Source organism: Bradyrhizobium sp. 195, assembly GCF_023101665.1.
In the GTDB taxonomy this organism is placed as follows: domain Bacteria; phylum Pseudomonadota; class Alphaproteobacteria; order Rhizobiales; family Xanthobacteraceae; genus Bradyrhizobium.
The window spans coordinates 4,996,587-5,009,752 of record NZ_CP082161.1 but is presented as its reverse complement, the minus strand read 5'-3'; the positions used below and the strand labels follow the sequence as shown (position 1 = coordinate 5,009,752).

At 62.9% G+C, this 13,166-nt stretch carries 16 protein-coding genes; 13 read left to right on the top strand and 3 right to left on the bottom strand.

The features are described from left to right. Nucleotides 1–59: 59 nt before the first annotated feature. Nucleotides 60–644: a CoA-binding protein gene (locus tag IVB26_RS23225; RefSeq protein WP_247967569.1), complete on the bottom strand. Its 585-nt coding sequence runs from the start codon at nucleotides 642–644 to the stop codon at nucleotides 60–62. A gap of 110 nt (nucleotides 645–754) precedes the next feature. Next, nucleotides 755–1,579, bottom strand: a complete 825-nt coding sequence (locus tag IVB26_RS23220) for an enoyl-CoA hydratase (protein WP_247967568.1) — start codon at nucleotides 1,577–1,579, stop codon at nucleotides 755–757. 85 nt (nucleotides 1,580–1,664) lie between these two features. Between IVB26_RS23220 and IVB26_RS23215 the strand changes: the two genes are divergently transcribed. The 6 genes from IVB26_RS23215 to IVB26_RS23190 all read left to right on the top strand — a co-directional run bounded on the left by IVB26_RS23215 (nucleotide 1,665) and on the right by IVB26_RS23190 (nucleotide 5,356). Next, entirely contained in the window at nucleotides 1,665–2,093 is a 429-nt protein-coding gene (locus tag IVB26_RS23215; RefSeq protein WP_247967567.1) for a PaaI family thioesterase, read from the top strand. Nucleotides 2,094–2,251: 158 nt separating this feature from the next. Next, complete coding sequence (gene rplM / locus IVB26_RS23210; RefSeq protein ID WP_091965253.1) at nucleotides 2,252–2,716, top strand: 50S ribosomal protein L13; 465 nt, start codon at nucleotides 2,252–2,254, stop codon at nucleotides 2,714–2,716. A gap of 1 nt (nucleotide 2,717) precedes the next feature. Continuing rightward, nucleotides 2,718–3,197, top strand: coding sequence for a 30S ribosomal protein S9 (gene rpsI / locus IVB26_RS23205; protein WP_008547917.1), 480 nt, complete (start codon nucleotides 2,718–2,720; stop codon nucleotides 3,195–3,197). A 229-nt stretch (nucleotides 3,198–3,426) separates the two neighbouring features. Continuing rightward, nucleotides 3,427–4,647: a GGDEF domain-containing protein gene (locus tag IVB26_RS23200; protein ID WP_247967566.1), complete on the top strand. Its 1,221-nt coding sequence runs from the start codon at nucleotides 3,427–3,429 to the stop codon at nucleotides 4,645–4,647. Between the two features lie 59 nt (nucleotides 4,648–4,706). Beyond that, nucleotides 4,707–4,946 (top strand): hypothetical protein, encoded by a 240-nt coding sequence (locus IVB26_RS23195; RefSeq protein WP_247967565.1) that lies wholly within the window; start codon nucleotides 4,707–4,709, stop codon nucleotides 4,944–4,946. A gap of 113 nt (nucleotides 4,947–5,059) precedes the next feature. Beyond that, the gene (locus tag IVB26_RS23190) at nucleotides 5,060–5,356 is read left to right on the top strand and encodes an antibiotic biosynthesis monooxygenase family protein (RefSeq protein WP_035673823.1); all 297 of its coding nucleotides are present in this window, start codon (nucleotides 5,060–5,062) and stop codon (nucleotides 5,354–5,356) included. A gap of 16 nt (nucleotides 5,357–5,372) precedes the next feature. Here the strand turns inward: IVB26_RS23190 and IVB26_RS23185 are convergent, their stop codons facing one another. Next, nucleotides 5,373–6,524 (bottom strand): AI-2E family transporter, encoded by a 1,152-nt coding sequence (locus IVB26_RS23185; protein WP_247967564.1) that lies wholly within the window; start codon nucleotides 6,522–6,524, stop codon nucleotides 5,373–5,375. Nucleotides 6,525–6,702: 178 nt separating this feature from the next. On the opposite strand from IVB26_RS23185, the gene IVB26_RS23180 reads away from it, so the two are divergent. The 7 genes from IVB26_RS23180 (at nucleotide 6,703) to IVB26_RS23150 (ending at nucleotide 13,052) form a co-directional block, all read left to right on the top strand. Next, entirely contained in the window at nucleotides 6,703–7,428 is a 726-nt protein-coding gene (locus IVB26_RS23180) for a hypothetical protein (protein ID WP_247967563.1), read from the top strand. A 92-nt stretch (nucleotides 7,429–7,520) separates the two neighbouring features. Continuing rightward, the gene (locus tag IVB26_RS23175; protein WP_247967562.1) at nucleotides 7,521–8,294 is read left to right on the top strand and encodes a gamma-glutamyl-gamma-aminobutyrate hydrolase family protein; all 774 of its coding nucleotides are present in this window, start codon (nucleotides 7,521–7,523) and stop codon (nucleotides 8,292–8,294) included. A 1,183-nt stretch (nucleotides 8,295–9,477) separates the two neighbouring features. Further along, a complete protein-coding gene (locus tag IVB26_RS23170; RefSeq protein ID WP_246926580.1) occupies nucleotides 9,478–9,714 on the top strand; it encodes a hypothetical protein in 237 nt (78 codons plus the stop codon). 302 nt (nucleotides 9,715–10,016) lie between these two features. After that, a complete protein-coding gene (locus tag IVB26_RS23165; protein ID WP_246926571.1) occupies nucleotides 10,017–10,556 on the top strand; it encodes a TRAP transporter small permease subunit in 540 nt (179 codons plus the stop codon). Then, on the top strand, nucleotides 10,553–12,157 hold the full coding sequence (locus tag IVB26_RS23160; protein WP_247967561.1) for a TRAP transporter large permease: 1,605 nt from the start codon (nucleotides 10,553–10,555) through the stop codon (nucleotides 12,155–12,157). The genes IVB26_RS23165 and IVB26_RS23160 overlap by 4 nt, the downstream gene beginning before the upstream one ends. 147 nt (nucleotides 12,158–12,304) lie before the next feature. Then, on the top strand, nucleotides 12,305–12,445 hold the full coding sequence (locus IVB26_RS23155; RefSeq protein ID WP_247967560.1) for a hypothetical protein: 141 nt from the start codon (nucleotides 12,305–12,307) through the stop codon (nucleotides 12,443–12,445). A 73-nt stretch (nucleotides 12,446–12,518) separates the two neighbouring features. Further along, nucleotides 12,519–13,052 (top strand): REP-associated tyrosine transposase, encoded by a 534-nt coding sequence (locus IVB26_RS23150; RefSeq protein WP_247967559.1) that lies wholly within the window; start codon nucleotides 12,519–12,521, stop codon nucleotides 13,050–13,052. Nucleotides 13,053–13,166 lie beyond the last annotated feature (114 nt).

Here is a 13,166-nt window from a genome sequence, read left to right as displayed (position 1 = left end):
TTTGGGCATGATCGTGCTACGCATTGTCGCGTTCGCGAAAAGATTCCTTCGCGATCGGGTCAGCTTTGCTCGGTCTTGTTTTTGGCGGCGCGATCGGAGGCGGCAGTATCGCCGCCGCCGACGCTCATCCGATTGAGGGATAAGCGCATACCTTGCGTCGGCGCCGGCGGGCGCTTGGAACTGAGGGTGCGCGAGTTCACACCCATCCAGGAAATCTCGGACGACAAGCGGCCATATTCGATTTTGGGGCAGCGGTTCATCACCACCTTGATACCAACTGATTCCGCCTTCAGCGCCGCCGCGTCATCACGCGCGCCGAGCTGCATCCAGATCACCTTCGGTAGCGGATCGAGCGTGAGCGCCTCTTCGACGACAGGCATGATGTGGCTGGAATTGCGAAAGATGTCGATCATGTCGATGGGACGGCCGATGTCGGAGAGCGAGGCGACGAAGGGCTTTCCGAGCAGCTCCTTGCTGACATGGCCGGGGTTGACCGGGATCATGTCGTAGCCGCGCTGCGCCAGATATTTAAACGCGAAATAGCTCGGCCGCACATTCTGCGGCGAAGCGCCGACCATCGCGATCGACTTCACGCTGTTGAGGATGCCGCGGATGTAATTGTCGGGATAGGCGTCGTGGTTCATTTGTGGTTCTTTTTCTTCCTTGTCATTGCGAGAAGCGAAGCGACGAAGCAATCCAGGCTGTCACCGCGCAGGTATTCTGGATTGCTTCGCTCCGCTCGCAATGACTAGTGTCACTCATCCCGCCAATTCGGCGTGCGCTTCTCGATGAACGCGCCGATGCCTTCCTCGGCATCTCGCGCCATCATGTTCTCTGTCATCACCTCGGCCGCATAGCGATAGGCATCGGCAAGGCTCATCTCGGCCTGGCGATAGAACGCTTCCTTGCCGAGCTTGACGGTGTAGGCGGATTTCAGCGCGACCTGCTCCGCCAGCGCGATCGCGGCATCGCGCTCGGTCCCGGCCGCGACCACGCGGTTGACGAGTCCGATCTCACGGGCGCGCACGGCCGGGATCGGTTCGCCGGTCAGCAGCATCTCCATTGCCTGCTTGCGCGGCACGTTGCGCGACAGCGCCACCATCGGGGTCGAACAGAACAGGCCGATGTCGACGCCGGGCGTGGCGAAGCTTGCCGCGTCCGAGGCAATGGCGAGATCGCAGCTCGCCACGAGCTGGCAGCCGGCCGCGGTCGCGATGCCCTGGACGGCAGCGACCACCGGCTTGGGCAGGTGCACGATCGCCTGCATCATCGCGCTGCAGGCGGTCATCATCTCGGCGAAGAAGGCACGGCCGCGATCGGGGTCGGTGCGGCGGGCGGTGAGCTCCTTCATGTCGTGGCCGGCGGAGAAGGCGGGACCGTTGGCCGCGATCACGACGCCGCGGACCGCCTTGTCGTCGCGGATCTCGTTGAGCTCGGCATGCAGGCTGGCGATCATCGCTTCCGACAGGCTGTTGCGCGCGGCCGGCCGGTTAAGCGTGAGGACGGTGATGGGGCCTGCGGTCTCGCGCAGCAGGATCGGCGGTTGCGGGGAGGGGGCGCGGGCGGCCTGGCCGGACATCGGAGCGTTTCCGTTGGATTATTGCATTTGGATGACGCAGATAACTTAATGTAACAGGGGACGTGAAGCGAGGGTGGGGAACAGCATGGCATTAGCGAAAATGAGCGTGGCGGAAGTCGAGCAGTTTCTCCGCGACCAATTCCCCCAGGCGTTCAGCGGCGACGACATCACGATCGAAAGTGCGGACGGCCAGACCTGCCTTTTGCGCCAGCGCTACAGCGAAAGGATGCTGCGGCCGGGTGGAACCGTGTCCGGCCCGACGCTGATGGCGCTCGCAGATTTTGCCATGTACGTGGTGCTCCTGTCCGCAATCGGGCCGATTGGGCTCGCCGTGACCACCAATCTCAACATCAACTTCCTGCGCAAGGGCCAGCCCGGGCAGGACGTGCTGGCTGAGGCGCGGCTGCTCAAGCTCGGCAAACGGCTGGCAGTGGGGGAGGTGAACCTCTTGTCGGGCACCTCACCCGATCCGATTGCCCATGTCACCTCGACCTATTCCATTCCAAATGTTTGAGCTTTTCGCAGGTAATATCGCACCATATTTTTAAACTACTGATATTGCAGCGTTAAATTCCGTCTTCGGGCATTGACCGTGGCGCGTCTGTTCTCTAGAAAACCGCGCAGTCCGGTGCGGTGTTCGCGCCGATGCTCCCCGTCCACGGAAACTCTGACATGAAAACCTTTTCGGCAAAGCCGGCTGAGGTGACGAAGAAGTGGGTGCTGATCGACGCCAAGGGTCTGGTCGTCGGCCGCCTCGCCACCATCGTCGCCATGCGCCTGCGCGGCAAGCACCTCCCGACCTACACCCCGCACGTTGATTGCGGCGACAACGTCATCATCATCAACGCGCAGCATGCGGTCCTCACCGGGCGCAAGCGCGAGCAGAAGACCTATTACAAGCACACCGGTTACGTCGGCCACATCAAGGAGCGCACCGCGCGCCAGATTCTCGAGGGCAAGCATCCCGAGCGCGTGCTCGAGAAGGCCGTCGAGCGCATGATCCCGCGTGGCCCGCTCGGTCGCGTCCAGATGGGCAACCTGCGTGTCTACGGCGGCGCCGATCATCCGCACGAGGCTCAGACCCCCGAGAAGATCGATATCGCCAAGTTGAACCGCAAGAACACGAGGGCCGCATAACATGGCCGAATCCATCCAGTCGCTCGACCAGCTCTCGCAGCTCAAGACGGCGGCCGCGCCCGACGCGCCCAAGCACGAGAAGAAGGTCGACAAGTTCAACCGCGCCTATGCCACCGGCAAGCGCAAGGACGCGGTCGCTCGCGTGTGGATCAAGCCGGGCGCCGGCAAGGTCACCGTCAACTCGCGCGAGGTCGAGGTCTATTTCGCCCGTCCCGTGCTGCGCATGATGATCGAGCAGCCGTTCTCCGTGGCCGCGCGTTCCGGCCAGTACGACGTGATCTGCACCGTCGCCGGCGGCGGTCTGTCCGGCCAGGCCGGCGCGGTCCGTCACGGCATCTCCAAGGCGCTGACCTATTTCGAGCCGGAGCTGCGCTCCGTGCTCAAGAAGGGCGGCTTCCTGACCCGCGACTCGCGCGTGGTCGAGCGCAAGAAGTACGGCAAGGCCAAGGCCCGCCGGTCCTTCCAGTTCTCGAAGCGTTAATCGCTTCAATCGCATTCGCCGCGAAAGCGGCTTCAATGAGATGCAAAAGGGCGCTGATTTCAGCGCCCTTTTTGCTGTTCGTTTGTACGCAAATTGATGGCGTGTTTCCCGAAAACTTGGCCTCCGACGAAAACCTGAATGGAACTCGCGGGACCTAGCGTCGCATTCGGAAGGGCGCGCAAATCGGCTGGGCCGGTCGCGTAACTGCTATGTTCTAGAGGGGGCCGACATGATGTCGCTCGATAGCATCACGCTCTATTTGGTCGCCACCATGGTTGCCGCACTGCTCGGCGCCATGATGGTGTTTTTCGGCAGGCAGGAGGACAGCCCTGCACTGAAATGGTGGGGCACCGCCTATCTGCTCGGTGCCGCCTCGGTCGCGCTATGGACCGCGGCCGGCGACAGGATGGGCCCGCATCTCTATCTGGCGTTAAATGCCGTCGGCTTCGTTGCCTGCGGCATGGTGTGGAATGCGGCGCGCGTTTTCCATGGCCGCAAGCCGAACTGGCCCGGCCTCGTGCTCGGCGCGCTCGCCTGGGTCGCCGCCGTCACGCTGCTCGATCCCGCGGCGTCCATGCTGCGCATGATCGCTGGTGCCGGCATCGTCTCGGTCTATGCGGCGCTGACCGCCAGCGAGCTCTGGACCGAGCGGCGCAAGAGCCTGCAGCGGCGCTGGCCGGCCTTCGTGATGCCGGTGATGCACGGCTGCGTGTTGATGCTGCCGATCCTGATCGGCAGCTTCCTGCGCCCGCACGATGCCGGCTTCTCGTCGAGCATCTGGGTCACGGTGTTCGCCGTCGAGCTCGTGCTCTATGCCGTCGGCACCGTGTTCGTGATCTTCATGCTGGTGTCGGAGCGCACCGTGACCGCGCACCGGACCGCCGCGTCGACCGATCCGCTGACCGGCATGCTCAACCGGCGCGGCTTCTCGGAGGCCTGCTCGCGCGTGATCGAGCGCGAGGCAAAGGGCGGACGTCCCGTGACCGTGATGATCTTCGACATCGACCACTTCAAGTCGATCAACGACCGCTTCGGCCATCCTGCCGGCGACGAGATGCTGAAGCTGTTCTCGACCGTCGTCGTCAGCAACCTACGCATCACCGACCTGTCGGGCCGCATCGGCGGCGAGGAATTCGCAGCGCTGCTGCCGTGTTCGCTGGAGGAGGGCGTGCTGGTCGCCGAGCGCGTGCGTGAGGCGTTCGAAACCTCCGGCGTCGTGGTCGATGAAGGCCCGGTCGACACCACCGTCAGCATCGGCGTCGCCGGCGGTCCGGCCGGCACCGAGCTCGAGGTGCTGCTGGCTTCGGCCGATACCGCGCTCTACCAGGCCAAGCGCGGCGGCCGTAACCGCGTCGAGGCCGCGGAGGAGCTGCCGCTGTCGTTGGAGAACTGGCGCCGCCAGAGCGCCGCGCGGGCCGGTGCGCCGCAGGTGCGGCCGGCCACCGCCTGAGACGCAAGGCGGCGTTGCGGTAATCTTCTGTTTACCATTCGATCCCTACCATTGCGGTCATGGAATCGATCCGTCGACAGAACCCGCAAGCCGCCTTGATGTCGCTCGAAGCCGCTGCAGCCTCGGCACGCAGTGGTTTCGCCTGTCTGTTCTCGACCGCGGATGAGTACGAGAGCGCGCTGATCAGCGAGCGCCGCGCGCAGGGACGCTACACGCAAAGCCGCCGCAGCTACTGGCCGCTGGCGCTGTTCGTCGGTTGCGCCCTGATCGTGGCGGGCGCGGTTCTGCTGCTGGTCTGAGTGACGTGTAAGAGACCTGCATTTTCTGGCCTACCAGGGCGCCGTTTCGGCGCCTTTTTCTTTTTGGCCGGCTGCGCTAGACACGCCGATCGAACAAAAATGGGTGGAAACCGATGATCACCGAGATCGCGCAAATCGACGTCAAGCCGGGCAGCGAGAAGGACTTTGAGGCCGCCGTCGCCAAGGCCAAGGCCGCTTTCGGCCGTTCCAAGGGGTTTCACGGCTTCGAGCTGCACAAGTCGATCGAGAAGCCGCAGCGCTACCGGCTGATGGTGAAATGGGCGACGCTGGAAAACCACACCGTCGATTTCCGCGGCTCGGAGAATTTCACCGAATGGCGCGGCCTCGTCGGCCAGTATTTTGCCTCGCCCCCTGAGGTCGAGCACACCGAGACCGTGCTGACGACCTGATCTGCTTGATGACGTATTACGCCGCCTCGGCCAGCGGCGGCGCCTCATACGTCTTGAAATGGTCGATCATGACCTTGGCGATGGCGACCAGCGGCAGCGCCAGCGCGAGGCCCCAGATTCCGAACACGACGCCGAGCACGATCTGGAACGCGAACAGCGTGGCCGGCGGGATGTCGAGCGCCTGCCGCTGCAGGATCGGCGTCAGCACGTAGCTCTCCATGGCGTGCACGCCCATGAAGAGCAGAAAGGCCGACAGCGCCGGGATCCAACCCGAGGCGAGGCTTGCCAGCACCACGATGACGCCGGCGATGATGGCCCCGACGGTCGGGATGAAGGCGAGCAGGCCGGCCTGAATCGCCAGGATGAACGAGCCGGGGATGCCGATGAGGGCAAGCCCGATCCAGGTCACTGCACCGACCGCGAGCATGACGATGATCTGCGCGATCAGCCAGCGCTCCAGGGTCTCAGCTATGCGGTCGATGATGAGGGTGACGCGGGTGCGGTGCCTCGCCGGCGCCAGGAACAGCAGGCCGTCGTGATAGACGGCGGGCTGGGCGGCGAAGGCGAATCCCAGGAACAGCACGATGAAGATGTTGCCCACACCGTGGATGGTGCCGAGCAGCAGCTTGAAGGTCTGGCTCACGATCGCCCCGCCGCTGGAGGCCAGCGCGCCCGCGCCGGGCAATGGACCGCGCGAAGGCGCTGCCGGTGCGGGCGTCGCCTCCGACGGCGTGCTGACCGAGGAATCAGACGCGCCGTTGCCGAGATCGAAGAAGCTGGTGTCGATGCCGTGGTTATCGAGGAAGGACCGGACATTGGCGAGCTGCGACTTGAGGGTCTTGCTCAGCAACGAAGCCTGCTCGGCAATGGTGGCGCCGCCGAGATAGGCGATGCCGGCGAGCATCAGGGCCAGCGCGGTGCAGACGATCGCGAGCCGCACCGCATGCGGCAGGGGCACGCGGCGGCCGAGCGCGATCGTCAGCGCGTTGAGACCGAGACCGAGCAGCATGCCGGTAAAGATCAGCAGCAGGGTGGCGGCGAAATACCAGGTGAAGGCGATCAGCGCGGTGAACAGCACGACGCCGATGCCCCCGACCGAGATCGCCCAAGCCTGATCCCGAGCCAGGTCGTCGCGGGTCCGGAAGCGTTCATCTTTGGACATCGTCACATCGGGTCCTTTTCAGCGCGGTGCGCCGCACTCTCTCGACAAACGCGCTTCCGATCAAGACCGCGTCAACGCGCTGGTTTGACGCCGCCGCGCCGGCGGTGCAGAGCGATGAGGAAAGAACAGTGGGGGCCGTTTGAGCTTCATCAGCAAATGGGCCGGTCTGCTCGGGCTCCTGGCCGTGCTCGTGATCGGCGACCAGATCCGGATCAACCGGCCGGGCCACAAATTTCGCCTCACGGTCGAGGTGACGACGCCTGACGGGATCAAGACCGGGTCCGGCGTTCTGGCCGTCGTGCCCGACCGCAACTATAACCGGGGCGGCCGTACCACGACGCGCGGGGAGGCGGTGTTCGTCGACCTCGGGCAGGACCTCGGCCAAAACTTGGGCCAAAACTTGGGCCAAGACTTGGGCCAAGACTTGGGCCAAGACCGCGGCAAAGGCAGGAATCTGGTGGCATTGCTGGCGCACCGGCAGGGCGCAAAGCTGGATTTCGACGACATCAACTATGTCGCGCTCCGCGCCTATGGCGCCGCGCGCGGCAACCGCGTCTCGTTCAACGATATCCACCGGCAGACCGGCGTCGTCCCGGTGCAGGGAGACCTCATTCCCGTGCTCGTGAGCTTTGGCGATCCCAATGATCCCAAGACCGCGCGCCTTGTCGCTGCCGACCGTGCCGAGGCGGTTCTGGGCGAGGGCTATGCGATCCGTGGTCTCACGGCCGAGGTCGTGCCCAACGGGTTTTGGCCGATTGATTTCGGTGGGGCGCTCGGGGAGCCCGTGACGCGCGGAATCGACGCGAAATTGCCCTGGCTGGCCGCGCCGGGCGATCCGGCGGCAACTGCACTGGAGGCCGCCGGCCTGCCTGCCGGGGGCGAGGCCCGGGAGGCATTTGCGCGAAAATAGCATTGCCGTCCCGCGTACCCTTCTGTTGAATTTGTTCCATCGGAGAGGCATGTTTGGGGAATCTTCTTCGGCGGAGAGGCACGGAACGACAGATGAGAAAGCCGGTCGTCGGCGTGATCGGGAATTCCCATCGCGTCGAAAATCGATTTCAGGTCCAGATGGTCGGCGAGCGAAACCTGCGCGCCGTAGCCGAGGTCTCCGGTGCCTTGCCGTTGATCGTCGCGGCCGCGCCCGACATCACTGATATCGGCGCGCTGCTCGACGTGGTCGACGGGATCGTGCTCACCGGCGCCCGCGCCAATGTCCATCCGACCCGCTTCAATGTCGACCCGTGTGAGCGGCACGAGCCCTACGATATCCATCGCGACGAGGTGGCGCTGGCGCTTTCGGTCGCCTGTGTCGCCCGCGGCGTGCCGCTGTTCGGTATCTGCCGCGGCCTCCAGGAGATGAACGTCGCCTTCGGTGGCTCGCTGCACCCCGAGATCCGCGAAATCCCCGGCCGCATGAACCATCGCATGCCCCGGCTCGAGAACGGCGAGATCCATCCCGATCCGACCGTCGTGTTCGCCGACCGTCACGACGTCGACCTGACGCCCGGCGGGGCGTTCGCAAGACTGCTCGGCTGCGAGAAGATCCGGGTCAATTCGCTGCACGGGCAGGGCATATTGGAGCTCGGCAAGCGCGTGCTGATCGAAGGCATCGCCGAGGACGGCACCATCGAGGCGATCGGCATCGCGGAAGCCCCGACCTTTGCGCTCGGTGTGCAATGGCACGCCGAATACGATCCCCAGCACAATCCCATCAACCGCAAGCTGTTCGAGGCGTTCGGCGAAGCGCTGGTCGCAAGGCAGAAGGCGGCGGCGTAGGGCAGGAGAGCGCGAGTGGCGCTCCCTCTCTCCACGTTGTCATTGCGAGGAGCTCGCGACAAAATTGCGAAGCAATTTTGCGCTGATGCGACGAAGCAATCCAGACTCATTCCGCGCCGGCAGTCTGGATTGCTTCGCTGCGCTCGCAATGACGGAGTATGAGGGGTCATCTTGCTTCTCCAAGTGACGCAATCATTCCCCGCGAAGGCGGGGAATCCAGTACGCCGCGGCCTCCCGATTCAATCACCTCGGCCTCTGGAATACTGGATCACCCGCTTTCGCGGGCGATGACACCGAGTGTGTAGCTGCAGACACGCCTTCGCAATCTCGCGGCGCGTTTCGCCCGAGGCTTGCTGTCGTTCGGCGCCCGATGGAGGCCAAAGGGCGCAGGGAAGGCCGGGCGCCGGCGGCACCCGAGATCCGTGCGCTACGAAGATGCACACGGGGTGGATCACAGGTGATGCCGGTGCCCGGCCTTCCCTGCGCGGATGGTTTTAACGGTGTCCTTCGTGCTCTCCCCGGGGAGCGATGCACTATTGCCCCCGTCGCCTTGCGGATGATCGATGCGCGTGCCCGGTCGGGCCGCCACATCACCGCTGAGACTTGACGCACAGACCCCGGGCGTCAGGACCACACGACTTCTCCGTCCGCGGACGACCGGGCCGGATCGTCAGGGGCTGGCGCGTGCTCGCCCCCGATGTCCAACCTGACCGCTGTGACCGCGCCGGGTCGTATCGCGCCGCCTGAAGACTCACGGTTGCCCGCCCTGTCATCACGCTATCCGCGCCGGCGCTACCGCGTCCACCGCAAGCCCGGCCCACACTCGTGACGATCGCGAAGCGCCCCTTTGGCAAGGGCCGGGATGTCGGGTGTATGCCACAAATCCGAAATTCGGGAAAGTGGAATATTTTTTCGGGTAGGGGTTGACGCCGTGTTTCGCTGTGTTGCCCGACGCCTCTGGGGCGGCTTGATCTTCTTGGGCGCTCCCTCCGGCCCAGAACGTCGAGGTCTGCTGCGGGATCGAAGCCGGTCCGTGCTCGCCGCTGCGCTGCCAGCAAGTGACCCGGGCGGACCGGGCCGGATTGCGCTATCCCAATGCCGGGAGCGGCTTTATCGGAAAGACTTGTTTGATGGGTTTGGCAGATGCAATTAAAGTTCTGCCCCAAGACGGAGGATTACCTTCATGAGCAGACCCGTGAAGACTGAAAGCGAACTGATCGCCATGGCGAAGGCCGAGTTGAAGGTCCACGCCGACTGTCCCGATGGCATGACAATTTCCATCCTTCGCGATGGTCATTCCTGGGAGTTTCGAGCCAGCGCGGATCAGGCCACCTCAGATCGGCCCGGTTACCCTGAATGCGTCGCCATGCTTGTCCAGATCGGCGATCATCTCTGCAAGCAGTACGACGTCGAGGGGTAGGCCTACCCGCAATTCGACATGCCCCGCAGGCCAACCCATTAAGCACTGCGACCATGTTTTAGGCGTTGCTGCGGCAAACTGGCCATTTTTTTTGTTGACCCGGAATTGGCCGACGGTAATGGTGGCCTCGCTTCACGCGGCGGGTGAGACCTCAAAATGTCTTGCCAAAACCGACAAACAAGAACGGGCGGAAGCATCAGGAGGGGTAACTAGCTCCCGTGCAGAAATGGAAGGCTGCTGCTGCAGCCCCATGGTCCTGCTCGCCTGGGGGGTAGCACTCAGCGAGCGGGGAAAAGGCATCGATGCGCCCATTGTTGGCGGTAAGTACGGCTATCGACTGGCTGAATGAAAAGGTCGGCAACGTCTGCAACATTCTGGTGCTCGCGGCCTGCGTGGTCAGCGCTGTCAATGCGATGATCCGGTATGCCTTCAGCTACAGCTCCAACAGCTGGCTCGAGACTCAGTGGTACATGTTCGCCGTCATCGTGATGTTCGGCTCGTCCTACACTTTCAAACGCAACGAGCATGTGCGCGTCGAAATCCTGTACCTCATGCTTTCCGAACGCGGCCAGCTGTGGCTCGACCTGATCGGGACATTGGTTTTCCTCGTCCCGGCGTGCCTGCTCCTCAGCTACCTCTCATGGTCGATGTTCTACAACTCGCTCATCATCGGCGAAATGTCCAATAATGCTGGCGGCCTCCTCCGGTGGCCGATCAAGTTCGTCCTGCCGGCAGGATTTTTCATGGTGGCTTTGCAAGGTGTTTCGGAAGCCATCAAACGCATTGCGGCCTTGCGTGGTGAAGTCACCATCGAGGCAAAATATGAGCGGCCGACCCAATGATCACGATTGATATGATGCCGCCGCTGATGTTCGGCGGGCTGGTCTTCGCCATGCTGATCGGATTTCCGGTCGCTTTCACGCTGGCCGCTCTCGGCCTTTCGTTCGGTTTTCTCGCGATCCACGAAGGATTTTTCGGGTTTAGCTTCCTCCAGGCAATCCCCGAGCGCATCTACGGCAGCGTTCTGGCAAACGAACTGCTGCTGGCAATTCCGTTCTTCACGTTCATGGGATCGATCCTCGAGCGATGCGGCCTCGCAGAGGACATGCTGGATTCGATGGGGCAGTTGTTCGGCCCCATTCGCGGCGGTCTCGGTTATTCCGTGATCATTGTCGGTTTCATCCTCGGTGCCATCACGGGCACCGTGGCGGCGCAGGTGATCGCGATGGCGCTGATCTCGATGCCCGTGATGATCCGCTACGGCTACAACATGCGCTACATCACCGGCGTGCTCGCGGCCTCCGGCACCATCACCCAGCTGGTGCCTCCCTCACTGGTTCTGATCGTGCTCGCGGACCAGCTTGGGAAGTCGGTTGGTGATATGTATCTGGGCGCCTGGGGCCCATCGCTGCTTCAGATCGCACTCTTCGCGGGCTACACGTTTGCTCTGAGCGTGATCAAGCCGCATCACGTTCCGGCGGTGCCCAAGGAAGCAAGGACGCTCACAGGTTGGGCGCTCTGGCGCAAATGCCTGTTGGGCATCATCCCGTCCGCCGTCCTGATCTTCGTGGTGCTCGGCACGATGATGCTCGGCCTCGCGACCCCGACCGAAGCAGGCGCGATGGGCGCAGTCGGCGCGATCGTCCTCGCCGTCATCCATCACAAGGATTTCAGCTCGGCTGGTCACAAGATATTGCTGATCGGCGTTGCGGCCGCGGGTGTCGGTACCATCATCGGCATCTACTTCACGCCGAATCTGCTGTTCAAGATCGCCTTTGCGATTGCCTATCTCGCAGTCGCCTGGGTTTGCATCGAGACGATCAGGATTCCCGACCTCCGCACCCTGGTCAAGCAGGGCTATGAGACCACCATGCGCATCACCTGCATGGTGACGTTCATCCTGATCGGATCGACCTGCTTCTCGATCGTCTTTCTCGGTTGCAATGGTGGTGTCTGGCTGGAGCACATGCTGACATCGCTGCCGGGCGGGGTCTGGGGCTTCCTGATCTTCATGAACCTCTTCATCTTCTTCATCGCCTTCTTCCTCGACTTCTTCGAGATCGCCTTCATCATCATCCCGATGATCGCGCCGATCGCGCAGAAGCTGCTCACTCCCGTCGTCGGGGCGGATGCGGCCTTGATCTGGTTCGGTGTCATGCTCTGCGTCAACATGCAGACCTCGTTCCTGCATCCGCCCTTCGGCTTCGCCTTGTTCTATCTGCGGGGTGTGGCGCCGAAGGAGGTCAAGAGCTCGGACATTTATTGGGGCGCGATGCCCTGGATCGGCCTGCAGGCGATCATGGTCGCGGTCGTCATCGCGTTCCCGATCACCGTCACCGGGCTGCTGGACGCTCCCAGGAAGGTGGATCTGGACAAGATCAAGATCGAAATTCCGGATATTGAGCTGCCACCGCCGCTCGATTTCGGCCAGCCGAAGAATTGAGAAGATATCTCTGCCCGGGATTGATCCGGGGAGAGATATTGGGAGGTCTGCCGGCCGCCTGCGAAGGCATGCCCTTTGCACGGGGAACAGCAGGCCCAATGGGGACTTTGCGACTGACCAATCGTCTGGTGGAGTGGTGGCTGTCGGGTGACGATCCGCTTCGGCGGGAAGACGGGTGCGCCCAGGTCGCTGTCCGGTGACGGCGTGAAGACGGCCTCCGACAATGCGGCGCTGGTGAAATGGGCGCCTGTCGTGACGGAGATCGGCGGGAATTTTCCGGACAAGTGACGATGTGTGCTGGTGCGTAGGGCGGATTAGCCGAAGGCGTAATCCGCCATCTTGACCTGATCGGGCAGCTTCAATGCCAAACTATCGCCGTGCATTTGTTCCGGGTGGTTGCTGGTTCTTCACGGTCAATCTTCTCGACCGGAAGCAGAGGCTGCTCGTCGAGCACATCGCAGCGCTGCGGGCGGCCGTTGCAGCGACGCGTCGGGACTATCCTTTCACAATCGATGCGTTTGTCGTTCTTCCGAACCACCTTCATGCTGTCTGGACGCTTCCGGACGGCGATGCCGATTTTTCCATGCGGTGGAGGTTGATCAAGACGCGATTCGTCAAGACCTTGCCGAACACGGAGCCCTTGACGGCGGTACAGATCGCTGGACGGGAACGTGGCATATGGCAGAGCCGGTTCTGGGAGCACCTCATCCGCGACGAGACCGACTATGCACGCCATGTCGAGTATTGTTACATCAATCCAGTGAAGCACGGATATGTGACCCGCGTGTTGGATTGGCCACATTCGTCGTTTCACCGAGATGTCGAGGATGGGCTGTTTCCCGAGGATTGGGCGGGGGATAGCAGCGCGGACGTTGACTTTGGCGAATCTGCGTGAGCGTCGCGAGCAGTCGGCGGATTACGCCTTCGGCTAATCCGCCCTACGAGAACTGGCTCCATGCATCGAATGCGCATTCCAAATCTCGGACGGAATAAACCAATCGGTAGGAAT